The sequence below is a fragment of the Novosphingobium sp. RL4 genome, from assembly GCF_035658495.1.
Taxonomy (GTDB): Bacteria; Pseudomonadota; Alphaproteobacteria; order Sphingomonadales; family Sphingomonadaceae; genus Novosphingobium.
On record NZ_CP141944.1, the window covers coordinates 1,108,213 to 1,132,479 of the forward strand.

17 protein-coding genes are annotated in these 24,267 nt (G+C 61.0%); 7 read left to right on the forward strand and 10 right to left on the reverse strand.

Annotated features, from left to right (window positions below; all coding sequences use genetic code 11):
* Positions 1-250 precede the first annotated feature (250 nt).
* From U9J33_RS05465 to glgX, 5 genes are read left to right on the forward strand one after another with little or no spacing between them, the layout of a single operon-like run.
* Positions 251-2,632, forward strand: a complete 2,382-nt coding sequence (locus U9J33_RS05465; RefSeq protein WP_207906126.1) for a glycogen/starch/alpha-glucan phosphorylase — start codon at positions 251-253, stop codon at positions 2,630-2,632.
* Positions 2,629-4,803, forward strand: coding sequence for a 1,4-alpha-glucan branching protein GlgB (glgB, locus tag U9J33_RS05470; RefSeq protein WP_324698393.1), 2,175 nt, complete (start codon positions 2,629-2,631; stop codon positions 4,801-4,803). The genes U9J33_RS05465 and glgB overlap by 4 nt, the downstream gene beginning before the upstream one ends.
* A 27-nt stretch (positions 4,804-4,830) precedes the next feature.
* Positions 4,831-6,093, forward strand: coding sequence for a glucose-1-phosphate adenylyltransferase (gene glgC / locus U9J33_RS05475; protein ID WP_132469479.1), 1,263 nt, complete (start codon positions 4,831-4,833; stop codon positions 6,091-6,093).
* Between the two features lie 16 nt (positions 6,094-6,109).
* The gene (glgA, locus tag U9J33_RS05480) at positions 6,110-7,573 is read left to right on the forward strand and encodes a glycogen synthase GlgA (protein ID WP_324698396.1); all 1,464 of its coding nucleotides are present in this window, start codon (positions 6,110-6,112) and stop codon (positions 7,571-7,573) included.
* A complete protein-coding gene (gene glgX / locus U9J33_RS05485) occupies positions 7,570-9,384 on the forward strand; it encodes a glycogen debranching protein GlgX (protein WP_185997902.1) in 1,815 nt (604 codons plus the stop codon). The genes glgA and glgX overlap by 4 nt, the downstream gene beginning before the upstream one ends.
* Here glgX and U9J33_RS05490 read toward each other — a convergent pair.
* Genes U9J33_RS05490 through U9J33_RS05500 form a run of 3 tightly spaced genes read right to left on the reverse strand, consistent with a single transcriptional unit; the run spans position 9,368 to position 12,798 of the window.
* Positions 9,368-10,441 carry a glycosyltransferase family 1 protein gene (locus tag U9J33_RS05490; protein WP_324698397.1) on the reverse strand — a complete coding sequence of 358 codons (1,074 nt, stop codon included), beginning with the start codon at positions 10,439-10,441 and terminating at the stop codon, positions 9,368-9,370. The two genes, glgX and U9J33_RS05490, sit on opposite strands and share 17 nt — an antisense overlap.
* A 4-nt stretch (positions 10,442-10,445) precedes the next feature.
* Positions 10,446-11,303 carry a hypothetical protein gene (locus U9J33_RS05495; RefSeq protein ID WP_054440112.1) on the reverse strand — a complete coding sequence of 286 codons (858 nt, stop codon included), beginning with the start codon at positions 11,301-11,303 and terminating at the stop codon, positions 10,446-10,448.
* A 28-nt stretch (positions 11,304-11,331) separates the two neighbouring features.
* On the reverse strand, positions 11,332-12,798 hold the full coding sequence (locus tag U9J33_RS05500; RefSeq protein WP_324698399.1) for an oligosaccharide flippase family protein: 1,467 nt from the start codon (positions 12,796-12,798) through the stop codon (positions 11,332-11,334).
* A 726-nt stretch (positions 12,799-13,524) separates the two neighbouring features.
* Between U9J33_RS05500 and U9J33_RS05505 the strand changes: the two genes are divergently transcribed.
* Positions 13,525-14,250, forward strand: a complete 726-nt coding sequence (locus U9J33_RS05505; protein WP_324698401.1) for a sugar transferase — start codon at positions 13,525-13,527, stop codon at positions 14,248-14,250.
* A gap of 83 nt (positions 14,251-14,333) precedes the next feature.
* On the opposite strand, the gene U9J33_RS05510 is transcribed toward U9J33_RS05505, so the two are convergent.
* The 5 genes from U9J33_RS05510 to U9J33_RS05530 are packed head-to-tail and all read right to left on the reverse strand — an operon-like array spanning position 14,334 to position 20,720.
* Positions 14,334-15,551 carry a glycosyltransferase family 4 protein gene (locus U9J33_RS05510; protein WP_324698403.1) on the reverse strand — a complete coding sequence of 406 codons (1,218 nt, stop codon included), beginning with the start codon at positions 15,549-15,551 and terminating at the stop codon, positions 14,334-14,336.
* Between the two features lie 25 nt (positions 15,552-15,576).
* Positions 15,577-16,125, reverse strand: a complete 549-nt coding sequence (locus U9J33_RS05515; RefSeq protein ID WP_324698405.1) for a polysaccharide biosynthesis/export family protein — start codon at positions 16,123-16,125, stop codon at positions 15,577-15,579.
* Positions 16,126-16,154: 29 nt separating this feature from the next.
* Positions 16,155-17,279, reverse strand: coding sequence for a glycosyltransferase (locus U9J33_RS05520; protein ID WP_324698407.1), 1,125 nt, complete (start codon positions 17,277-17,279; stop codon positions 16,155-16,157).
* Positions 17,276-19,507 (reverse strand): GumC family protein, encoded by a 2,232-nt coding sequence (locus U9J33_RS05525; RefSeq protein ID WP_324698409.1) that lies wholly within the window; start codon positions 19,505-19,507, stop codon positions 17,276-17,278. The genes U9J33_RS05520 and U9J33_RS05525 overlap by 4 nt, the downstream gene beginning before the upstream one ends.
* Before the next feature lie 28 nt (positions 19,508-19,535).
* The gene (locus U9J33_RS05530) at positions 19,536-20,720 is read right to left on the reverse strand and encodes an outer membrane beta-barrel protein (protein WP_324698412.1); all 1,185 of its coding nucleotides are present in this window, start codon (positions 20,718-20,720) and stop codon (positions 19,536-19,538) included.
* A gap of 55 nt (positions 20,721-20,775) precedes the next feature.
* On the opposite strand from U9J33_RS05530, the gene U9J33_RS05535 reads away from it, so the two are divergent.
* Positions 20,776-20,955 carry a hypothetical protein gene (locus U9J33_RS05535; RefSeq protein WP_324698415.1) on the forward strand — a complete coding sequence of 60 codons (180 nt, stop codon included), beginning with the start codon at positions 20,776-20,778 and terminating at the stop codon, positions 20,953-20,955.
* Between the two features lie 68 nt (positions 20,956-21,023).
* On the opposite strand, the gene U9J33_RS05540 is transcribed toward U9J33_RS05535, so the two are convergent.
* The gene (locus tag U9J33_RS05540; RefSeq protein ID WP_324698417.1) at positions 21,024-22,274 is read right to left on the reverse strand and encodes an HlyD family type I secretion periplasmic adaptor subunit; all 1,251 of its coding nucleotides are present in this window, start codon (positions 22,272-22,274) and stop codon (positions 21,024-21,026) included.
* A 107-nt stretch (positions 22,275-22,381) separates the two neighbouring features.
* On the reverse strand, positions 22,382-24,223 hold the full coding sequence (locus tag U9J33_RS05545; RefSeq protein ID WP_324698419.1) for a type I secretion system permease/ATPase: 1,842 nt from the start codon (positions 24,221-24,223) through the stop codon (positions 22,382-22,384).
* Positions 24,224-24,267: the final 44 nt, after the last annotated feature.

Genomic DNA, 24,267 nt, shown 5'->3' on the forward strand with positions numbered 1-24,267 from the left:
TCGCCCATACCATCGAGCGGCCGCTTGCGCGAATTTTTTGCGGCGCTGCACAATGATGCTTGCCGCAAGGCAGCGCTGTGGTAGCCATTGGATGAAAGCATGGGAAAATGCGGAGGCGACCTCTTCGGATCCCGGCTCTAAACTATACTGATTGCAGGGCTTTTTCGAACGCGCCTGCGACGGCCAGATCAGGAGTGCGCCCGTGGCTACCGATCCTGTTGCCAGCAGCAAGGCTGCAATTCCCTCGGAAATGGACAAGCATATCGTCAGAGTGCTTCGCCAGCGCGTCGGAAAGGACGAGCGTGCCGCCAAGCAGCATGACTGGTACACCGCCTCGATCCTCGCCCTGCGTGACGAGATCATCGAGAAGTGGATAGATTCCACCCGGCGCACCTACGATTCCAGCGGGAAGCGGGTCTACTACCTCTCGATGGAGTTCCTGATCGGCCGCCTCCTGCGCGATGCCCTCTCGAACATGGGCATGACGCGCGAGTTCGAGGCGGCCCTTCGCGCCCATGGGCTCGATCTCGCCGCGCTGGAGGAGCTGGAGCCTGATGCGGCGCTCGGCAACGGCGGCCTTGGCCGTCTCGCCGCGTGCTTCATGGAGAGCCTCGCGACGCTCGACATCCCGGCTTACGGTTATGGTATCCGCTACGTGAACGGGATGTTCCGTCAGCGCATTGACGACGGCTGGCAGGTGGAACTGCCGGAAACCTGGCTGGCCCACGGCAATCCATGGGAGTTCGAGCGGCTCGAAAGCACATACCGCATAGGTTTCGGCGGCGAAGTCGTGGCCGAGGGGGACGGCGTTTTCTGGCATCCGGCCGAACATGTCGAGGCGACCGCGATCGATACCCCTGTGGTGGGCTGGCGCGGCAAGCGCGTGAACACCCTGCGCCTCTGGACGGCGAGCCCGCTCGACCCAATCAAGCTCGATGCCTTCAACGCAGGTGACCATTTCGGTGCCCTGTCGGAACAGGTGCGGGCGGATAGTCTCGTGCGCGTGCTCTATCCCGCCGATTCCAGCTCCGCCGGACAGGAACTGCGCCTGCGGCAGGAGTATTTCTTCACGGCCGCCTCGATCCAGGACATCGTGCGCCGCCATATCCAGTACGAAGGCGATATCCGCACCCTGCCGGACAAGGCGGCGATCCAGCTCAACGACACGCATCCGTCAGTGGCCGTGGCCGAACTGATGCGCCTGCTTGTCGACGAAACTGGACTGGAGTTCAACGAAGCCTGGGACATCTGCCGCCGCACGGTGTCCTATACCAACCACACGCTGCTGCCGGAGGCGCTGGAATCCTGGCCCCTGCCGCTGTTCGAACGGCTTCTGCCGCGCCACATGCAGATCATCTACGCGATCAACAGCCGCGTCCTTCGCGAAGCGCGCAAGGCGGGGTGCAGCGACGCGGAGATCGCCGCGATCTCGCTGATCGACGAGAACGGAGAGCGCCGCGTGCGCATGGCGAACCTTGCGTTCGTCGGCGCCCATTCGGTGAACGGCGTGGCGGCGCTTCACACGGAGCTGATGAAGGAGACGGTCTTTGCCGATCTCCACAAGCTCTACCCTGACCGGATCAACAACAAGACCAATGGCGTCACCCCCCGCCGCTGGCTGCAACAGTGCAATCCGGGGCTCACCAAGGTGATCCGCGAGGCGATCGGCGATGCCTTCCTCGACGATGCGGCCCGGCTCGCTGACCTCAACGCCTTCGCGGACGACAGGCAGTTCGGCGAGCGGGTGGCCGAAGTGAAGCGGGCCAACAAGGTCGTGCTGTCGGACTACATCAAGAAGACCATGGGGATCCGTCTCGATCCGGACGCGCTGTTCGACGTCCAGATCAAGCGCATTCACGAATACAAGCGCCAGCTTCTGAACCTGATTGAAACGGTTGCGCTCTACGACCAGATCCGCAGCCATCCCGAGCGCGACTGGGTGCCGCGCGTGAAGATCTTCGGCGGCAAGGCTGCGTCCAGCTATCACAATGCGAAGCTGGTGATCAAACTGGCCAACGACGTGGCGCGCCGCATCAATGCCGACCCTTCAGTGGGCGGGCTGCTCAAGGTCGTGTTCGTGCCGAACTACAATGTCAGCCTGGCGGAACGGATCATTCCCGCCGCTGACCTGTCGGAACAGATTTCGACCGCGGGCATGGAGGCTTCGGGCACGGGCAACATGAAGTTCGCGCTCAATGGTGCGCTTACCATCGGCACGCTTGACGGCGCGAATGTCGAGATCAAGGATCATGTCGGCGACGACAATATCGTGATCTTCGGCCTTACCGCCGAGGAAGTCGCCCACAAGCGCGCCAACGGATACAATCCGCGCGAAGTGATCGATGGTTCGCGCGAACTGAGCCAGGCGCTAACCGCCATCGCATCCGGCGTATTTTCGCCCGATGATCCGGACCGTTACAAGGACCTGATCCGCGGCATTCATGAGCATGACTGGTTCATGTGCGCCGCCGATTTCGACAGTTACGCCGCTGCACAGCGCTCCATCGACGCCCGGTGGGAGGATGTCGCCGGGTGGCGCGCTGCCGCGATCAGGAACATTGCCAACGTCGGTTGGTTCTCTTCGGATCGGACGATTTCCGAATATGCCAGAGATATTTGGAAAGTCCTGTGAAACCACCAGAAAGCGCCATCGAATCCCTGCTGGAAGGCCTCAACGCCGACCCGTTCTCGCTTCTCGGCGCGCTTTCCGGTCCTGACGGGACGTATGCCCGCGCGATCCTGCCGGGCGCAGAGACGGTGGAGGCCTTCAGCCTCGACGGCCGCCGGCTGGGCATGCTGGGCAAGGTCGATGACCGGTTCCTGTTCGAAGGCAAGCTGGTGGGAAAGCCCCAGCCGATCCGCTATCGCTGCACGGCGCGGGACAGCGACTGGCTTGTCACCGATCCCTATACTTTCGGCCCGGTGCTGGGCCCTGTCGACGACCTGCTGATCGCGCAAGGCACGCATTTCCGGCTGTTCGACAAGCTCGGCGCTCATATCATCCGCCACGAAGGCGCGAACGGCGTTCACTTCGCGGTCTGGGCGCCCAATGCGCAACTGGTAAGCGTCGTGGGGGACTTCAACGACTGGGACCCTCGCCGCCATGTCATGCGCGATCGCAGCGACATCGGCGTCTGGGAAATCTTCATCCCGGATATCGCGGATTACCGTGCCTACAAGTACCATATCATCGGTGCCGACGGTATGGTCCAGCCGCTCAAGGCCGATCCCTTCGCCTTCATGTCGGAAATCCGGCCCGCCACCGCCTCGATGACCGCGCACCCCGCCAAGCTGGACTGGGGTGACGAAGCGCACCGCGCGCACTGGGCCTCGATCGATCCACGCAAGGTTCCCGTCTCGATCTATGAAGTCCACGCGGGTTCGTGGCAGCGGGATCGCTTCAACTGGTTCCTCAACTGGGACGACCTTGCCGACCGCCTGATCCCCTATGTCGTCGAGATGGGTTTCACCCATATCGAATTCCTGCCGATCAGCGAGCATCCCTACGATCCATCCTGGGGTTATCAGACGACCGGGCTCTACGCCCCCAGTTCCCGTTTCGGGGAACCGGCGGGCTTCGCGCGTTTCGTGGATGGCGCGCACCGGGCCGGAATCGGCGTGATCCTGGACTGGGTTCCCGCCCATTTCCCGACCGACGACCATGGGCTGGTCCGTTTCGACGGCACCGCGCTTTACGAACATCAGGACCCGCGACTTGGCTTCCAGCCGGACTGGAACACGCTGATCTACAATTTTGGTCGGCGCGAAGTGGCGAGCTTCCTCGTCAACAACGCGCTGTTCTGGGCAGAGCGCTATCACATCGACGGGCTGCGCGTGGATGCGGTGGCCTCGATGCTCTACCGGGATTACTCGCGCAAGGAAGGGGAGTGGATCCCCAATGCCCAGGGCGGACGCGAGAACTGGGAAGCGGTGGACTTCCTGCGCGCGACGAACCGGGCGATCTATGCCCAGCATCCCGGCGTCTTCACTATCGCCGAGGAATCGACGGCCTGGCCGGGCGTCACTCAGCCCGCCTACGACGTGCCCGAGGGAGAACGGGCTTCGGCGCTGGGCTTCGGCTTCAAGTGGAACATGGGCTTCATGCATGACACGCTGCGCTACATGGCGCGCGATCCCGTGCATCGGCGCTATCACCACGACGATCTGACCTTCGGGCTGATGTATGCCTTCTCGGAGAACTACGTCCTGCCGCTCAGCCATGATGAAGTGGTGCACGGCAAGGGCTCGCTGCTCAACAAGATGAGCGGAGACGACTGGCAGAAATTCGCCAATCTGCGCGCCTACTACGGCTTGATGTGGGGCTATCCGGGCAAGAAGCTGCTGTTCATGGGGCAGGAGTTCGCGCAGCGCCGCGAATGGAGCGAGGAGCGCGCGCTCGACTGGGAGCTGCGGGATGCGCCTGCGCACGAGGGCATCCGCAATCTCGTGAAGGACCTCAATCGCATCTATTGCCAGAAACCCGCGCTCCACGCCGGGGACTGCGAGGGCGAGGGGTTCGAGTGGCTGGTGGTGGACGATGCGCAGAATTCCGTCTTCGCCTGGCTGCGCAAGGCGCCCGGTTCCAGGCCGATCGCGGTGATCTCCAACATGACCTCGGCCATGCATACGGGGTATGGACTGCCGCTGCCGCATGACGGCAAATGGAACGAAATCCTCAACAGCGATTCCCGTCATTATGGCGGGACCGGCAAAGGCAACTTGGGGCAAGTCAAGGCCGCGGACGGGCAAGCCATGGTAACACTGCCGCCATTGGCAACGATCATGCTCGAATACGCAGGCTGAAACGAGATACGAAGGAGAGTGAGTGCAATGAGGACGCCGACCGGATCGCCACTCGCGCGCGATGCCATGGCCTATGTCCTTGCCGGCGGACGCGGCAGCCGGCTTAGTGAACTGACCGACAATCGGGCCAAGCCGGCAGTCTATTTCGGGGGCATGAGCCGGATCATCGATTTCGCGCTGTCGAACGCGATCAATTCGGGCATCCGTCGCATCGGGGTCGCCACGCAGTACAAGGCGCATAGCCTGATCCGGCACATGAACCGTGCCTGGAACTTCATGCGGCCCGAGCGGAACGAGAGCTTCGACATCCTCCCCGCCAGCCAGCGCATATCCGAGTTGCTGTGGTACGAGGGCACGGCCGATGCGGTGTTCCAGAACATCGACATCATCGCCTCCTACAGCCCGAAATACATGGTGATCCTTGCAGGCGATCACATCTATAAGATGGACTACGAATTGATGCTGCAACAGCACGTCAATTCGGGGGCGGACGTCACGGTCGGCTGCCTCGTCGTGCCGCGCAAAGAAGCGACCGCTTTCGGCGTCATGCATGTCGACGAGAACGACGTGATCACCTCGTTCCTCGAAAAGCCCGCCGATCCGCCCTCGATCCCGGGCGACCCGGGCAATTGCCTCGCCTCGATGGGCATTTACGTCTTCGACACCGAGTTTCTGTTCGAACAGCTTCGCAGGGATGCCGCAGATCCTGATTCCCGGCGCGATTTCGGCGGGGACATCATTCCCTACATCGTCAGGCACGGTAAGGCACAGGCCCACCGTTTCACCAATTCCTGCATCCGCGCGGCCGAGGAAATCGAGGAGTACTGGCGCGACGTCGGAACTGTCGATGCCTACTTCGACGCCAACCTGGACCTGACCGATACCGTTCCCAAGCTCGACATGTACGATCGGGACTGGCCGATCTGGACCGACACTGTCGTCGCCGCGCCCGCCAAGTTCGTGCATGACGAGGAGGGGCGGCGCGGGCAGGCGATCTCGTCGCTGATAAGCCAGGACTGCATCGTCTCCGGCGCGCTCGCGCGGCGCTCGCTGCTGTTCACCGGGGTCAAGATGGGCAGCTTTTCGTCCGTGAACGAGGCAGTGATCCTGCCCTATTGCAACATCGGCCGCCATGCCCGCCTCTCGCGCGTGGTGATCGATTCCGGCGTCCGTATCCCCGAGGGGCTCGTCGTTGGCGAGGATCCTGAACTGGACGGCCGGCGCTTCCGCCGAACCGACAACGGAGTATGTCTCATCACCAAGCCGATGATCGACCGGCTCGGCCTGTGATCGGGTTGGATAGCGAATGCCGTTGAAGGTTCTATCCGTCGCTTCCGAAGCGGTGCCGCTGGTCAAGACCGGTGGCCTCGCCGATGTCGCAGGGGCACTTCCCGCAGCTCTCGCCGAACACGACGTGGAGATGACGACGCTGCTTCCGGGCTATCCTTCAGTGATGAAGGCGATCGGCCGGGCCCGCCCCGTCCATTCGTGGGACTCGCTGGTAGGGTCGCCCGCGCGGCTACTTTCGGCAAGGATCGACGGTTATCCGCTGCTCGTGCTTGACGCGCCGGCGCTTTATGCGCGGGAGGGCGCGCCCTATGCCGACACGGCCGGACAGGACTGGGGCGACAACTGGCAGCGTTTTTCCGCGCTCGGGCGTGCGGCTGCCGATATCGCCGGCGGCGCCGTGGTCAGCCGGGGCAAGCCTAAGCGCTTCGATCTTGTCCATACGCACGACTGGCAGGGGGCGATGGCCAATGCCTACCTCCATTTTGCGCCTTATGGCGGTGAGGGCGGGCGTGTCCCCTCGGTCGTGACGATCCACAACATGGCCTTCCAGGGCTGGTTCGGTGCGGAAGTCTTTCCGCGCCTCGGCCTTCCGCCAGAGGCATGGACGCTGGACGGGGTGGAGTATCACGGCGGCATCGGCATGTTGAAGGCGGGGCTGGCCTGCGCAAACGCCGTGACGACCGTAAGCCCCACTTACGCGCGTGAAATCCGCTCGGCTGCTTTCGGCATGGGGCTCGAAGGCCTAATCGCCGCGCGTGGTCATGCGGTTTCAGGCATTCTCAACGGGATCGATACCGCGCTCTGGAACCCGGCGAACGACCCGGCGCTGGCCGTTTCCTACAATGCTCGCCAACTTGATAAGCGGATCGCGAACAAGCGGGCGCTCGAAGCCGAGTTCGGCCTGGAAATCGACGATGGCCCGCTGTTCATCGTCGTGACCCGCCTGACCTGGCAGAAGGGCATGGATGTCCTCCTGGAGGTGCTGGATCACCTCGTCGGCATCGGCGGGAGACTGGCGCTGCTGGGCTCCGGCGATCTCGCGATCGAACGGGCCCTGCACGAAGCGGCGGCGCGCCACCCCGGGCGCATAGCCGTGCGGATCGGTTACGACGAGGATCTTTCCCACCGGATGCAGGGAGGGGGCGATGCGATTCTCGTCCCTTCACGCTTCGAACCCTGCGGCCTGACCCAGCTTTACGGGCTCGCATATGGCTGCGTGCCGGTGGTGGCGCGGACCGGCGGACTTGCCGATACGGTGATAGATGCCAACCCGGCGGCCTTGGCGGCAGGTGTGGCCACCGGGGTCCAGTTCGATGGCGTGAACTACGATGCCTTCGCGGCTGCACTTACCCGCACGGTGGAGCTTTACGAACGTGGCGATCTCTGGCGGGCGATCCAGAAGAACGCGATGAAGAGCGATTTTTCCTGGAAGGCCAGCGGGGCCGCCTATGCCCGGCTCTATCGTTCCCTGATCGCATGACCGCACTGGGAGCGACAGTCGGGAAAGGCTGCACGCGATTTGCGGTGCGCGCGCCGCGCGCCGACATGGTCTGGCTCTGCCTTTTCGCAGGGGAGCATGAGGTCCGCCATCCGATGGAGCGAAGCGGGCCTGACTGGGTTCTGACACTGCCGGAGGAAATGGCGGGCGGCCGTTACGGCTACCGCGCGGCAGGCGAGTGGGCGCCGCCGAAAGGGCTCTGGTTCGATCCCGCGAAGCTGCTGGTCGATCCCTATGCAGTCGAACTCGATCGGCGTTTCGTGCAGGATGGCACTTTGGCCGAATTCGGGTCGGATACCGCGAACATCGTTCCTCGCGCCATTGTCCCGGCTCCGGCCGAACCGCTCATGTCGGGGCCGCCGCACTTCGCGCCCGGCGGGCTGATCTACGAACTCAACGTGCGCGGTTTCACGCGCCTTCATCCCGACGTGCCGGAACATATGCGAGGCACAGTTGCCGCCCTCGCGCATCCCTCCGTGATCGCGCACCTCAGGAAACTGCATGTGAGTGCGGTGGAACTGATGCCGGTGGTCGCCTGGATTGACGAGCGGCACTTGCCGCCACTGGGGCTCGTCAACGCCTGGGGTTACAATCCGGTGGCGATGATGGCGCTCGACCCCGGCCTGTGTCCGGGCGGCATCGCCGAACTGCGCGAAACAGTGGCCGCACTTCACGCCGAGGGCATCGGCGTTCTGCTCGATCTCGTGTTCAACCACAGCGGGGAGAGTGACGTGGCGGGCGGTGTTATTTCGCTGCGTGGGCTCGATAATGGCGCATATGCCCATGCCCCTGACGGTTCACTGATAAACGACACCGGCTGCGGCAATATGCTGGACTTCGCCAATCCCGCAGTGCGGCGCCTCGCGCTGGACGCCATGCGCCATTTCGTCACGCGCTGCGGTGTGGACGGCTTTCGGTTCGATCTTGCGCCGGTGCTGGCGCGCGGGCCCGGTTTCGATCCAGCCGCTCCGATCTTCGCGGAAATCGCGGCGGATCCGGTGCTTTCCACCCGCGTGATGATCGCAGAGCCGTGGGATATCGGGCCGGGCGGCTATCAACTCGGCAATTTTCCAGCGTCATGGCTTGAATGGAACGATCGCTTCCGCGACGATGTGCGACGTTTCTGGAAGGCCGAGGAAGGTATCGGCAAGCTGGCCACGCGGCTGGCGGGCTCCAGCGATGTGTTCGGCCCGGTCACGCCCGATGAAGCGTGCCGCTCCATCAATTTCCTGGCCGCGCATGACGGTTTCACTCTGGCTGACACCGTATCTTACGAAAACCGTCACAACTGGGCCAATGGCGAACAGAACCGCGACGGTCATGGCGATAACTTCAGTTGGAACAACGGCGTAGAAGGTTCGAGCGACGATCCGCAGGTGCTTGCTGCCCGCCATGCCGACATCAAGGCCATGCTGGGCACGCTGTTCGTTTCCACCGGAACGATAATGCTCACTGCAGGAGACGAGTTCGGGCGAACCCAGCACGGTAACAACAATGCCTATTGCCAGGATAACGCTATCGGTTGGATCGACTGGGAACGGCGCGATTGCGAACTGGAAGATCACGTCGCGGAATTGGCCGCATTCCGCGCGGCTAACCGGACCGAGTTCGCGCGCCAAGCCGAAGATCTGCGCTGGGTCACATCCAATGGCGAGGATATGACGGTGGCGGATTGGGAAAGTCCCTTCGCAGAGACCCTTTGCTGGCAATTGGGCGGCGGGGCCCTGAAGGTAAGCGTCAGGCGCGAGGCTCGGGAAGTTCTGCTCGGCCAGGAGGTTACACCAGCCCGCTGATCAGGGAGTGAAGGCGCTCTCCTGCAGTGTCCCAGGTCAACGCTGCGGCTCGGCGGGCGCCACGCGCACGGAAATCGTCAGCGAGCATGGGATCATCCAGAATGGCGCTGATTGCCTGCCGATATGCCGACGGATCTTCAGCATCGACCAGCACCGCAGCACCTTCGCAGACTTCCGGCATGGCTCCCGCGCGCGCGGCCACAACCGGGGTGCGGCAATGCATCGCCTCGACAGGTGGCAGGCCGAACCCTTCCGTCAGGGAGGGGAAGACGAATACCGAGGCGGCGGAGTAGAGCGCCCGTAGTTCGGCATCGGATACGAAGCCCGTGAAAACCGTGCCCGGAGGCGGCGTCCAACCAGCCATGCTGTACCGATCGCCGGATGGTCCGCCAGCAACGACGAATCGATATCCTTCGGGCAATGGCTGGTGCATGGCGCGGAACAGGCTGCGCATGTTCTTGTAGCCCTTGATCGAACCCATTGTCAGGACGAAGCGCCCCGATTGCAGCCCGAGCCGCTGCAGTATCGTGCTATCAGCGGGCACGCCGAGCAGGTGATCCGTGCCGTTATGCACGACATCGATCTTGTCGTGGTGCCCGATGCCATGTGCGGCCAGCGCATCGCGAGCGAAAGCGGATACGGTCAATATGCGGCGGGCCCGCCGTCCGATCCACGGCAGCATGCGGCGATAGGCAGCCGCCTGGCGGCCGGAATAGTCTTGCGGATAGAGGAACGTCTGCGCGTCATGGATCATGACCACGCTGTTGCCATGAAGCAGCGGAGCGAGATTGCAGAAATTGACCAGCAGGTTGCTGCGCGCCAGTTTCGGCAGCGTCAGCATTTCCCAACCCTGCCCGCTGCCGCAACGCCCGCGAGCCTGCGTGGGGGTAAGATGTGCAAATTCGGCGGCCGATGCTGCGGCAAACGGCGAAAGCAGGCGAACATCATGTTCGCCTGCGGTTCGCTTGATGAGCTGTTCGCAGTAATGGGCGGCGGTACGATGAACCCCGTTTAGGCCGGCGCCCAGGAACTTGCCGTTGATATCGATGCTGGCCATTGCTTCACGCTACCTTGCGTTTGCAGAAGGCTTCGGCGTTGTCCTTCGCTTCCCGGTAAAGCGTTTCGTCGCGGGCGTAATATTCGGCGATAAACCGTTCCACTTCGTCGCCCAATGTGATTGAGCCGTAGCGGTTCGCGGCCTTGGCGAAGGCGCCGCTTTTCATCCAGAAAGGATAGATCGCCTGCTTCAGGGATGGGGGGAGCAGCTTGCGGCCAACGAAACGGGCCGCTGGCTGGATGGGACCCGCCCATTTTCGCGGCTCGTGCCGGGCATGATCGTGCGGGATGTCGATCGTGAGGCCGGTCTCTGTCTTCACCCAAAGCGCGGCGGCATCGATGCGGTCGATCGGGAAAATCTTGGTCACGATGCGTTCGCCGCCCAACTCGGCATAGTCACACTGGCGGGAGAAGTGGATATATTCCATGTCGCAGAAGTGCCCCCGGGCATCGAGCCAGTCACACACATGCCGTGCCTCCTCTTTCAATATGGGGTCGTCCGCGCGCAGTGCTGTCATCCCGCGATGTTCTCGAAGACGCTGCAAGAGCGCCGAAAAGAAGCGATCGCGTGGAGGGCGCGCCAGGATGAAGCTGCGAGAACCTACCAGGGTGGACCACGTCGCCGGAAAGTGCCTTTCGAGAAAGGCGAGCGGCACATGTTCTGGCTGGACCCGGCCCAGCCCCGGCATGCCGGTTACGCCGGCCTCCATGAGTCTCTCCGCTTCCGGTTCGTTGACGCCGAGGTCCGTGGCCATCGCGGCAAAACACAGCGCATCGCATTGGGCCAGAGCATTGCGAACGCTTTGGCCTGCGTTCTTGGGAATGTGGATGAATGCCAGGCGGGCAGCTTGGATATAGAGCACGGTTTCATCTCCTTCGTAGGGTCTGAATTTAACCGGAAAAGACCTCCAGGCTGAAAATGCGCAGCCGGTAGGCCATGGCGAGGAACACGAGTCCCAGCATCGCGGAAGCGAGGAGGCCGATGACAAGTGTGGTGATGGGGGGAGCGGACATTATGAGGAACCCACAGTGGCGCAGCGCGTAAAGCATCAGGAAATAGGCCAGACCGAGTGCGCCGGCGGCGATGAATTTCCTGACCGCGGGGCCGACGCGCACATGGCCTTTCCATCGAATGAGATGAAAGCCCCAGATCGTGGTGATAAGCACCACGAATGCTTGCGACCATGCGAGCGCCGCGATGCCGAAAGGTGTGGCGATGAGGATCGCCGCCACGGACAGGGCGGCAGCGATCAGATTGAACATCATGACCCAGTGCGTCCGGTCCAGCGCCGCGAAGGCGGGTTCAACCAGTAACTGGCCCGCACCTGCCACGCCGCGCAGGCTCATCGCATAAGTGACGACCAGCGCGGCAAGATAGGAAGGTTGGAAGAATGCGGAAACGATGTCTCGTCCGAAAACTATGATAACGGCACCCGCCATGCCCGTCAGCAAGGCGACGGTGCCCGAGAACCGGGCCAGCGGTCCGGCCAGATCCTGCTCCTGACGCGCGGAATTGCCGAATTGGGTTGCGGCGAAGTTGCTCATCGGCTGCGTCAGAATGTCAGTTGCGCCGGTAGCGATGCGATTGCCGAAACGGTACAGCCCTACATCGGCGGGCGAGTGGAACAGGCCGAGCATCACATCGCCGGCATATCGCGCTAGAAACGCCAGAAAGCGCGATCCATAGAGATTGCTGGAAAAGGCCGTGGCCTTGCGCGCCAAAGCCATGCTGAACTGGAACATCGGCCAGGTTCGGCCCGCCACGACGAACAGCACTGCGCCGAACAGAATGCGCACATAGCGCGCGGCGACCAAGGCATAGAGCGAATGCCAGTACCACAGCAAGATTGCGCCGCTGATCAGCGCAACCAGGTTCTCTACGAAGACGAACTTGAAGTTAAGTGCTACCGCCTGCCGCCGCAGCAATGTCGCCGAAGACCAGGCAACGATCGAGGCGACGGGCTGTGCCATTGCGAGCAGCAGCAGAACAAGGCCGAGTTCTTTGGCGCCGAAAAGCCACTCCAGGGGAAATGCGATAGCGGCCAGGAACAGCGATGCTGCCCCGACCAGCGCAAGTATCAGCCAGAAGCACGTTGATACGACCAGCGAATCTTCCGCTTTCGCAACGAGGACGAACTGGAATATTCCTGTATAAGTGAGCGTCTGAACGAGAATGACGAAGACGTTCGCGAGGCTGAACACCCCAAAATCGGCTGGCTCCAGAAATCGCGCTGCGAGGAGCGTTATGACCAGGGTCGAGACTTGTTCCAGCGCACGGGCTGAAAACGCGAACAAGGCGAACCCACCGCGATTGCGAACGATCCGAAGGTTGGCGCGTCTCAGAACCGCAACGCTCATGCCGCTGGGGCCCTATCGGGTGAACGTGCACCTTGCACCCGCGTTTGCTGGCGGCTCTTCATGTGGGAACGTTCCCGATCCTGCCACGACTTGGCTCGCGTTGAACGGTCGAGGGCGGGAGGCTGTCATGAGGATGATTCAATTGACAATAGTCCTGCGTGATTTCGGGGCGTGCAGCGATTTCGACTTGATTCTGAAAGCCATTCCGATCGCTGGTGAGGGTTAACCCTATCATCAAGCGAAGTTTCCGTTCGTGAAACTCCCCCCAAGTTGGATGAAGATTGTTCGGAGTTACGATTGCGCACCACACGGTTTCGTGGGTCGCATTTTCGCTTATCAACGACGTATTTTGGTCGTTTCGGCGATTGATGTCGCCGGGTTTCAGGCAATCTGCAAGGCGGACGCACGTTGAATTCGACGAATTCGGCGCAGGTTGCTGACCACAGATCTTTCTCGGAGAGCGGAGCGCTTGTCGATCTACGCAGCGAGCAACGAATAATCCGTCGTTGACGAGAATCTGCTTTTACGTGCCTAATTCTCGGATTTTTACTACGTGATTTTGCGCAGAAATGACCATCATGTCGCTATTTTGGCGGGTTTTGTTTTACGCGTCCAAAGTGGAGCCAGATCATGTTGCGGATGCGAAGAGGGGGGTGATAGCTCTGATTAACCAAGCAGTAAGGATGCTCGTCAGGCTTCCTGAGCGTTGTCAGAGGGAGTGATTGAGTGGCGGAAACGGCACTACGCACATTGTGTCTGCAGGAAGATGTGTACTTGGCTGACGGTCTTCGGCCAAGCAATGCACGCCCTTCTGTTGCACAACCCAGGTCGATCAACTTTGGGGAAGCGATGCTCTGGCGGCTTTTTGATGTACTGGTGGCCAGCGCAATCCTGATGTTCATGCTGCCCTTCCTGATTGTCCTGGCCATTGTCACTTACCTCGGTGATCCTGGCCCCATATTCTACCGGCATCGCCGCATCGGCTGCCGCGGACGCTACTTCGGCTGTCTTAAATTCCGCACGATGAAGGTTGATGGCGATGCGATCCTGAAGGAGCATCTGCAAAGCAATCTCGCAGCGCGTTTCGAGTGGGAACGCACCCGGAAACTGCGCCGAGACCCGCGCGTGACACCCATTGGGGCAATCGTGCGAAAATTGAGCCTTGATGAGTTTCCGCAGCTTTTGAATGTTCTGGCCGGAGACATGAGTATCGTTGGGCCTCGCCCTATAGTTGAACAAGAAGTTCTTCGATATGGCCCATATTTCGAATACTACTGTCAGGTCAGGCCGGGGCTAACCGGAATATGGCAGACAAGCGGTCGTAGCGACACATCCTATCAACAGCGCGTTGACATGGACGTATCTTATGTTGAACGAAAAGGTCTCGCTTTAGATGCATGGCTGCTTTTAAAAACTCTCCCGGCAGTCATGTTTGCCCGAGGATCATATTGAGCTGCGCACTTCAGGGAAGTGGGGGGAAGGGGCTTTGTGCCCCTTTTTTGTGCGAACAGGAAATGTGGCGTGGATTTTAATGTTCAGAGTAATGCCTGTTCATATTGATTCACGATTGTATTCGCCCAGCTCTCTGGTGTGTTGCACAGATTGAGATAGTTCTTGTGCCCATGGGTGGACATGCGTTTGACCCGCGCATTGTCGGCATGGAGGTCCAGCAGGGTACGCGCGAATTCTTCCAGATTTGCAGTATTAGCGGAAAGCCCAAACCCGGCGCGCTCGATCTCGGGCGCAACGAGCGCGCGGTTGCTTACAATGACCGGCACACCTGATCCGATGGCTTCGAGCGCAACCAGCCCGAAGGGCTCTGCCCAGCGACTGGGCATTACGGCAAGCTTGGCGCGAGACAGTGCCTTTGCTGCGCCTGCACGATCCTGACGACCGAGCATGATCGCGTCTGGATTTATTGCACGCACATGATCGACTTCGCTGCCGTCTCCCACGAACGTAATTGGAATTCCTGCCATGGCAGCAGCCTTGGCAGCGAGATCGGCGCCTTTCTCGGCTGAAATCCGGCCAATGTAGATGATCCCGTTGTTTCGTTCCGCCTCGATGCGCTGGGGTGCAAGGGGGGTGACGGGGTTTCGCACCGCGACCAATTTTTCGGCAGGCCAGTGACCAAGTGCGAAATTTCGGGCCTGGCCAGGGTGGATCAGTAACATGCGATTAGCATTCGCACCTACCGTTTGCACTCGCCGGACAGCCTCCCGGCCTGAGCGCCAGAGCTTGTGTGCGTATGATGATTTATCGCACCGACAGCTGAGGCATGCCGCCGAAAGTGGGGTAAGCGAACAGTCCTGCTCGGTCACATAATTGAAAAAGGCTCCGTTGGGGCAGCTGTTGAAGTAATCGTGTCCATGCAGAATCACGCGCAGCGACACATCGCGAAGAGCGCCGAACACCGCGGGGGACAAAATTTTCGTCCAGCCATGAACGTGATAGATCGTCCCCGGCGTATCGTTTTTCCGTATCCAGTCTCGCACGCGGAATAGTGATGGCGGATTGAAAAGGCCTTTCGTCAAGGCGCCTATCGTGGAGCGGTCCAGCAGGGACTTCCCGTTCAGCGGGATGAACTCGACATCATCTCTGCCGAAATTCGTGCCGGTGTCTCCCGCGAAGAAGGTGACGGGTACGTCACGGCTCCGGAGTTCTTCGATCAGAACCTGCACAAGATAGGAAGCACCACCCAGCGCTTCGCTGTAATCGTGGAATAGAACCACGCGCTCGATCTTGTCTGGCATAAAGGGTGCGGCCTTGGTCTGAATATCAGAAGAAGCGTTGTTCGATCCGGATCGTGTCGCCGGGAAGAACCGCTGCTCCGCTTGTGAGCTTATAGGAATGTTCCGCGCCCTCTCGGGAATGGCGGATATAGACCATTTTCTCATTGGCCCGATAGGTGAAGCCGCCAGCTTTCGCGATCAAAGCGAATAAGGACATGCCTTCGGAATATGTATATTCTCCCGGTTTCTGAACTTCGCCAAGGATATAAATTGGCTGATAGCTGACAAGGTCGAGCGTGATCTTCGCGTCACGGACATATTCAGTGCCGAAAAGGCGAGTAAGTTCGCCGCGCAGTTCGGCAGGGGTTTTCCCCGCAGCCGTTACATTGCCGACCATAGGCAGCCCGATCAGGCCTTCGTCGTTTATGACATATTCTCCCGAGAGATCTTTCTCGCGAAAGACTTCGATCTTGATCCGATCCCCGGCGGCAAGGCGATATTGCACGACGTTGACGCTTGGCAATTCGTTGGAAGCTGCCGTTGTGCATCCGGTCAGGCAAACGCCGAGGATGAGAGCGATCGCGCGTAGCATCATGATTTCTCCTAGGCTCGTAAGGCGCAGCTTCAGGCGAACTCGCCAATGGGGCGGTATGACCGGAGTGCGTCCAGAATGCCGTTGTCGAACACTTCCGGCGCGAAACGGCGTGCGTTGTGAATGGCGTCTTCAGGCTGGAAGGTGGGCAGCCACTGGTCAAAACGCTGCAGCGCTTCGCAGAGAGCGGAAACGGTCTGTTCCTGAAAGAACAGCCCGGTTTTCCCGTCCAGAATTGAGTCTGTGACGCCGCCGTGACCATAGGCAATGACCGGGCGGCCACTGGCGTTCGCTTCGACGGGGACGATGCCGAAGTCCTCTTCAGGCGTGAACACGAGAGCCCTGCAGGTTGCGTAGGCTTCCTTGAGTTCCTGGAATGACAGGCGTTTGCGCACTTCCACGTTCGGGCCGGCATTGGCAGAGATGAATTTGAACATCTCGCCATCGCCAACCATCAATGCGGGTACACCAAGGCGATTGAAGGCTTCTAGGGCGATATCCGCCCGCTTGTAGGGGGTCATTTGGCTGGCCCAGAGGTAGCGGTCGGAAATCTGGCCGGAAGGTGTGAAGGCATCGACCATGACCGGGGGGTGCACAACCCGCGCTTCCCGGCCCCATACCTTCCGGATACGGCGGGCAACGAACGAACTGTTCGCGACCAGCGTGTCGACGCGATTGGCAGAGCTGACATCCCACTGACGCATCCGGTGAAACATCGCGGGCATCATTATGCGGCTGACGGCCCCCGCCGACGCTTTATAGTCCTGATAATGATCCCACAAGTAACGCATGGGGGAATGGCAATAACAGAGGTGAAGTGTGTCAGGGCTGGTGATGACGCCCTTGGCTGGACCGGATTCGCTGCTGATAACGAGATCGTAACCGCGCAGATCAAGTTCTTCCAAGGCCATGGGCATGAAAGGAAGATATTTCTGATAGTGACGCCGCGCACCGGGGAGGGCGCCGACGAATGTCTGGCGGACGTTGGCAGACCTTATTTTCTGCGAAACCCTGGCCGGATCGTAGACGTGCGTGAAGATGTCCGCGTGAGGGAACAGATCCAGGAGGCGCTCCAGCACGCGCTCGCCACCCCGCATCGAAACCAGCCAATAGTGGATCAGCGCCACGCGCTTGAATGGGAGGCCTTCGCGCGTCATGCGTAATAGCCGCGATAGTGCTTGTAAAAGCTGGCGATGTCGCTTCCCCCAAAGCGGACCTGCTTCTTCATGTCGACCTTGTTGAGGACGATGCCGAGGCCTTTGATGGCACGGATCGGCAATTGCCGGATCGCAGCCTTGGCCACGCGATCGACGGTTTTGCGCCAATGGACGACAAGGACGACATGGTCGGCCAGCGATACGATTTCACGGGATTCTGCGATGGGCAGAATGGGCGGACAATCCAGCACGATAATGTCGAAGTCTTCGCGAAGGCGGGCGATGACGCGGTTGAGGCGGCCTCTTTCGGTCAACCGCTCACCCTTCGCGAAGGGGCGGGTGATCGGGATGATGCGCATCGGGGAATCGGAATCCGTGTACTGGGCGATTGCGCCGCTTTCCGAATGCAGCGCCTCGTAGAGACCCTGTTCGCCGCTGATGAAGCCGAACTGTTTGCTCAACTGCGCACGGATGACATCGCAGTCGATCACGACGACCCGCTCGTTGGCCATGGCAAGCGAACGGGCCAGGCAAGAGGCGATTGTCGATTTGCCTTCGCCGGGCAGTGCCGAAGTGATGGCGATTACCTTGCTGCTCGAAGGGCCGGACTGGCGGACCGAGACGATTACGTTGCGCAAGGCTTCGGAAAAGGCGCCGTCGGAATGGTCTCGCACGGTATCGAGGGGCGTAGCAGCATGGGGATCGACGGAGCGATGCGAGGGAATGAAGCCCAGTGCGCGGATGCCGAGGCGGTTCTCGATATCGTCCAGGGTTGTGAAGCCGCGGTAGGAAAGCTCAGAGACGACCGCGAGCGTTGCGCCTGCGAGAAGCCCGACCACGAAGCCAAGTGCCAGGTTGAGCGGCAGGTTGGGTGAAATCGGCAGCAGAGGCGTAGTCGCTGCGGATACCAGGCGAGCGCTCGGCTGCTCCGAGCCGCTTTCGGCAACGACCGAATTGTAACGTTGCAAATAGGACTGGTAGAGCAGCTGGGTCGCGTCTGCGCGTTTTTCCAGGTCTGCCAGAGCTACCAGCGCGGTATTGTCGGTGCTGAGCTGGGCGCGGGTTCCGCTGCGGCTGGACAGCAGGGAGGACAGGCGTTTTCCGGACGAATCCGAGCGGCTTTCCAGTGCCTTGATCGATCGTGTGACTTCCGTGGCGATCTGCCGGTCGATATCGGCAATTTGCTGGCGAGTGGTCACGAGGTCCGGGTTGTTGTCGAAGTAGCGCTGCGACAGGTCCCGTTCGCGGATGACGAGTTGGGCGCGTTCCGCGCGAAGGGACGTGACGACAGGGGAACTGACAGCCTCGCCCACTCCGTTTGCGCCGCTTCTCTGCAATTGGCGGCGTGCGCTGGATAGGGAAGCGGCGTCGCGGGCGGCTTCTGCACGGGCCTCGGCGATCTGCTGGTTGTAGGTCGAGATTTCCTGCTCGGTGAGGCTTGTTGCGGCGGAACTGAGCAGCCCTTTGCGAATGCGATAGTCTTGCACGGCCGCGAAAGCCTCGTTCGCGGATTTGCGCAGTTCATCGACGCGTGCCTTCAGGACTTTGGCTGCAGTGGCATTTGTCCTGGCAAGTTCGCGGGCGTCGTCCGTCGTATAGAGGCGTGCGAATGCGTTGGCGACGTTTGTCGTTCTCTCCGCGCTGGAATCGGTGAACGAGATGCGCAAGTTGAAGGACTCGCCTACCCGCGCGACATTGAGGTGCTTCAGGAGATAGGTCGTGGCCCTTTCGATCAGCACGGCGCGATCTGTTTTGGCGAGCGCGGTATCGTCGCTGCGGTCGATCCCCAACGAGGCCAGGAAATTGTCCAGGAAGGAACGCGGGGCTATGACATCAGACAGGAAAACGCGGTCCTTCAACAAGCCGGTTGTTTCCAGGACCTGGGCGGCCATTTCGCGCGATGCGATCAACTGGATCTGCGTTTCCACGTCTTCGGAGCGGACTGGCCCTGGAGTGTCTGAATCCTTGTCCTGGGGAACGAGCTGGGTCGATTTCGTGATCATGACGACGTCGGCGGTGGAAAGGTAGGTTTTGGGCAGCGCCGTGGTCCACAGCAGTGCGAGAAGCACACAGATGGCCAGTGTCAGCACAAGCACTTCCCTGCGCCTGCGCAGCATCGCCATCAGATAGCGCACAGTCATCTGGTCGTCCGAATAGCGATAGCTCTCGGACCCTTCGATGACCTGCGGGACCGCTCCGGACGCTTCATAGATCGCGGGAAGGTTCAAAATTGAGCACTCCTTCGAGTTCGCCTGATCATGGCGTGATGGTGATGCCGATCCCCGCGTTGAGGGCGGTGAACTCGCTCACCAGCGGGGTCCCCCGGACCTCCTGGTGAAGGAGCGAGACGTAGGCACCCAGCGAGATGCCCCGGTTCATGCGGTATTGGGCGTTGAGGCGGGCCATTCCGCGCGTGGTCCGTGTATCGACCTCACGGTAGCGGCCCCGTTCGAGAGCGGTGCTTGCCGCGATCCTGAAGTTGCGCAGTGGATCGTAGTAGGCGCTGACCTGGAAGGTGTCGGTCAGGATGCCTGCTACGGAGCGGTCGCCGCTGTTCTGGAAGATCCGGTTGGCCTGCGCGCGCAAGGTAAGCAGCGGCGTTGCGAACCACTGCATGTCGGCCCTGAACGTGAATCCGGCAAAGTCGCGATAGATGGGCAGTTCGAAACTGCGCGACTGATAGCCCAGTCCGATTTCTCCCGTGACAACGGGGCTCAGCGCTCCCTTGAGACCGACGATGGCCATAGTGTTGCGGGCATCGCGCCGGATATCCGCCGGCGCGGAGGTCGAGTGGATGGCACCATAGGAGGCAGCCGCATAAGCCGCGACCATGCCGGAGAAATCGTAGCTGATCCGTACTTCGCCCTGAAGCGTTCTGGCATCGCGAAACGACTGGTCTATCCTGGTCCCGGAACTAAGCGGCAGGCTGGCATAGCGGACCTGTTGATAGCCTGCAGATGGCGAAAGCCTGAAGTTCCCGAACTCCAGATCGGTCCCGAGTTTGCCGGTGGCGCGCGAATAGTTCACGGGTTCTTTGGCATCTGCGGCCGTGCCGGCGCTGCTGCGCGGTTCGATGAGGTGGGCGTAATCGGCGGTGGCGGTGATCGCGTGACGGGGCGACAGGTTGAGGCGCCCCTTCCCAGTTACGTCCCATTCTTCACTGTTTTCCGGCTGATACCGTGCGAATCTGCGTATCGTTCCGGCGGCCGTCATCTTGAGTTCGTGCCGGGTGGTGTCTGCCGTCAACTCAAGCGCGGGCATGACCATCGCCACCGCATCCGTGCGCGCATCGGCCTTGTTGAAGACGTTCGAGGCATAGGCCGATGCCAGCGACAGGGCCGGCTGCGCAAGAAACGGGCCGAGCCTGATTGTCCGGGGTTGGTATTCCGGTTCGATGCGGGCACCGGCAACGTCATTGCGATCCAGTTCCGGAGCGATCACGATCGTTGTGCCTGCGCCAACGGTTTGTGCGAACGAGGTGGCTGGCGTCAGGACGATGCCTGACGTCAACAATCCTCTGATAGCGTCACGAACCATCGATCAGGCCTCGGCTGCGTGCAGGCGCCCGGGCGCCGCGAAGCAGGTTGCTGCGGCCAAGGCGATGCAGGATGAGAAAAATCAGTTACTATTCCGGCGCAGTCAGATGCGTTCGCTGCCCGTTGATCCGTTTCTTTGATTAATAAGTATGGAATAACGGGAAGGTCCGATGACCGACTTAGGGAATATGTCTATTTACTACATCGGCTATTCGCGCAGTGCGCGCTGAAATTGGTCCGAAAGCGGTCTAATAATATATTGCAGGATGGTTCTCTGGTCGGTTCGAATGAAGGTTTCCACGGGCATGCCTACGGAAATTCGCACATTTCCGAGCTTCCTGAACTCTGCGTCCGAAATGGTGATTGTGGCAGGATAGAAGGCGGAATTAGTGACGGTGTCGACGGTTCGGTCTGCCGCGACCTGGCTGACTGTTCCTCTGATTTCAGGGGTGGTGCGCGCATTCAGGGCGGTGAAGCGCAGCCTTGCCGGCTGGCCCTTCGAGACTTTGTCGATGTCGATCAGACGGACATGTGCGCGAACGACCAGGCGATCACGCAAGGGCACGATCTCCATCAGGGTGTCGCCAGGGCGGACCACGCTTCCTATGGTCCTGACCTGAAGCTTGTCGACGATGCCATCCTGCGGTGCACGGATCACTGTTCGGTCGTTCTGATCGCTGGCGGAGGCATCCTCCTTTCGCAGGTTCGAAATCGCGCTTTGTACCTGAGCGAGTTCCAGCGCCGCCTCGCTTCGAGCGCCACTGCCTATGAGTGCCATCTGGGTGCCGAGTTCGGCAATTCGCGCGTTCGCTTCGACGATGCCTGATTGTGCCGTCGAGCGCTGCGCGTCCACGCCGACTGCCGATCTTTCGAGCGCATTGAGCCGATCGAGAGTTGTCAGGCGGCCTTCGTAGAGTTCGCGGGTCTGTTGTAACTCCTGCCTCACGAGATCGGCCTGACGGTGATAAGCGCTGGACTGGCTTGCGAATGTCGCCACTTCCGCGCGGGTCTGGGCAATACGGGCCTGGAGTTGGCGAATCTGGTCGAGCCTTGCGTTGCGGGCGAGGGCGAAGCTGCGCCGCTCATCCTCTATCGCCGCTCTGGTTCCCGGGTCGTGAGTTGCTTTCCTGACCAGTTCCGCAGGGAACGTCACGTCGCCCGCGCCATCCTGGATTGCCCGCAGGCGGGCGGCCTTTGCAACAAGCTGGTCCAGGTTCAGGCCTGTGTACTCCGCAACGGCCCCGGCAACTGTGTTGTCGAGCCGGATCAGCGGTTGCCCCTTGCGGACAGTGTCGCCATCCTTGACCAGAATTTCAGCCGCTACGCCGCCGAATGGGTGTGAAATTTCCTTCACGTGCGTTTCGACCGTTACTTCACCCGGTGAAATGATCGCACCAGCCATGGGCAGGAATGCGATGAGCCCGCCAAAGCCCAGCACCAGAACGGCTACCGAGATCATTCCTCTTCGGAGCAGTCGGGAAAGGCCTGCGTCGTCCGCCGGAGGTGGCGGAGGTTCGGCAAGTGTGGATGTCGTCTCGGCTGGCTTCAGAAAATCTACCGCTTGGTTCATTCCCTGATCTCCGCAGGAATATCGGTTCGCTCGCCGGCGTCGTCCATGGCTTGTTCACGCGCTTGTGTGCCTGAGGGCTGTTGAGTTGCTGCGTCACTTTTCCCTGTCTGCCTTCTCTCCCCGGTGGGCCGACCGGGTTTGGCGATCGGTGCGGGCGGGCGGATGCGTTTCTCGAAATCCTCGCGCGTCTCGAAGCGTTCGACCTTGCCCTGGTTCATCACCAGAATGTGGCTGACGTTGGCAATGACGCTGGGACGGTGCGCGATGACCACGACTATGCCGCCGCGCTCGCGTACGCGGCCTATCGCTGCACCGAGGGCTACTTCGCCATCGTAATCCAGATTGCTGTTCGGTTCGTCCAGGATGACGAGGAACGGATCGCGATAGAGAGCCCTTGCGAGCGCGATGCGCTGTTGCTGGCCTGCTGAAAGCCCTCCGCCCTGAGGGCCGATGAGATGATCGTATCCATTTTCGAGACGAATTATCAGGTCGTGACAGTCAGCGGCTTGCGCGGCTTTCAGGATGGCATCCCGGTCTGGCGGTGTCTGGAAGCGGGCGATGTTCTGTGCGATCGTTCCTTCGAAAAGTTCGATCGATTGCGGCACATATCCAATGATCCGCGCAATCTCGTCTGCAGACCATTGGTCGATCGTGGCCCCGTCCATGCGCACCGTTCCGCGCAGGATCGGCCAGACACCGCAGAGAACCCGCGCCAGTGTCGTTTTGCCTGAACCGCTGCGGCCCACGACAGCAAGAGCATCTCCGGCCTGCAATTTGAAAGTCACGTCCGCGAGCGTCACCCTGCGGGTGCCGGGCGGGGCAGAGGAAAGTGCCTTGACGTCGAGCTCGCGGCCGGGACGATTCAGCCCCATCGGCTCCACCCGGTCGGGCATGGCTTCCATGATATCGCGCATGCGGCCGAGCGCGAGACGGCTGGCAATGAGACCTTTCCAGTTGGCGATCACCTGTTCGACAGGGGCGAGCGCGCGCGCGGACAGGATGGACCCGGCAATGATCACGCCGCCGGTTGCCTCTCCTTCGATCACGAGGAAGGCGCCTAGCGCCAGGGTCGCGGATTGGAGGAACATCCGGAAGGCCTTTGTCAGGCCGCTCATCGTGCTGGATATGTAGGAAAAGCGGTCGTTCGCGCGAAGGTAGTCCGCTTCGGCGGCAGACCACTGGATGCGCCTGGCGCTTGCCATGCCCAGTGCCTTTATGGTTTCGGCATTGCGGCGGGTGGTTTCGGCGAGATTGCTGCGGCTGGCCGATGCGCGCACGGTTGCCTGCGCGAGCGGCGCGGTAAGGCGATTGTTGACCAGCATCAGCGCGACCAGCGCTGCCACGCCGATTAGCGAGAGCAGCCCTATGCTCCAGTGGAAAACGCTGAGAATCAGGAGGTAGACCACGATCCACGGCAGGTCGAGGATCGCCAGCGGGCCGGGGCCGGAGAGGTAGCCGCGCACGGTCTCGACATCGCGGACGATCTGGGTGCCCTGCGGCATGGGGCCGCGGTTCAGCTCGAACTCGGAGACAAGGTCGAGAATTCGCGTGCTGACCGACCGCATGAACATCGAGCCGACATGAACCATGATCCGGCCCCGCGTGACGTCGAGCAGGGCCTGGAAGCCATAGGCTATCATCACCAGCACCAGCAGGCTCACGAGAGAGGGCACGCTGTGGCTGGGCAGAACGTCGTCGTAGACAAGCAGCATGAAAAACGAGCCGGCAAGCAGAAGCACGTTGTAGACACTGCTGATCAACAGGATCGGCAGGAGCGTACGTCTGAGCGGAGCGACCGCGGTCTTCAGTTCGGAAGAGAGCCGGACGGCAAGGATCACGGGAATGTCCTTATTGAATTCGGAGAGCGACGAAGGCCCCTCGG

Bases quoted from the DNA above. Each gene is read 5' to 3' on its own strand.
- glgA (WP_324698396.1), top strand. From the start codon at position 6,110: ATGCCGTTGAAGGTTCTATCCGTCGCTTCCGAAGCGGTGCCGCTGGTC.
- U9J33_RS05540 (WP_324698417.1), bottom strand. From the start codon at position 22,274: ATGATCTCGGTAGCCGTTCTGGTGCTGGGCTTTGGCGGGCTCATCGCA.
- U9J33_RS05520 (WP_324698407.1), bottom strand. From the start codon at position 17,279: ATGACGCGCGAAGGCCTCCCATTCAAGCGCGTGGCGCTGATCCACTAT.
- U9J33_RS05490 (WP_324698397.1), bottom strand. From the start codon at position 10,441: ATGGCCAGCATCGATATCAACGGCAAGTTCCTGGGCGCCGGCCTAAAC.
- U9J33_RS05535 (WP_324698415.1), top strand. From the start codon at position 20,776: ATGCCTGACGTCAACAATCCTCTGATAGCGTCACGAACCATCGATCAG.
- U9J33_RS05515 (WP_324698405.1), bottom strand. From the start codon at position 16,125: ATGATGCTACGCGCGATCGCTCTCATCCTCGGCGTTTGCCTGACCGGA.
- U9J33_RS05510 (WP_324698403.1), bottom strand. From the start codon at position 15,551: ATGCCAGACAAGATCGAGCGCGTGGTTCTATTCCACGATTACAGCGAA.
- U9J33_RS05465 (WP_207906126.1), top strand. From the start codon at position 251: ATGGACAAGCATATCGTCAGAGTGCTTCGCCAGCGCGTCGGAAAGGAC.
- U9J33_RS05500 (WP_324698399.1), bottom strand. From the start codon at position 12,798: ATGAGCGTTGCGGTTCTGAGACGCGCCAACCTTCGGATCGTTCGCAAT.
- glgC (WP_132469479.1), top strand. From the start codon at position 4,831: ATGAGGACGCCGACCGGATCGCCACTCGCGCGCGATGCCATGGCCTAT.
- glgX (WP_185997902.1), top strand. From the start codon at position 7,570: ATGACCGCACTGGGAGCGACAGTCGGGAAAGGCTGCACGCGATTTGCG.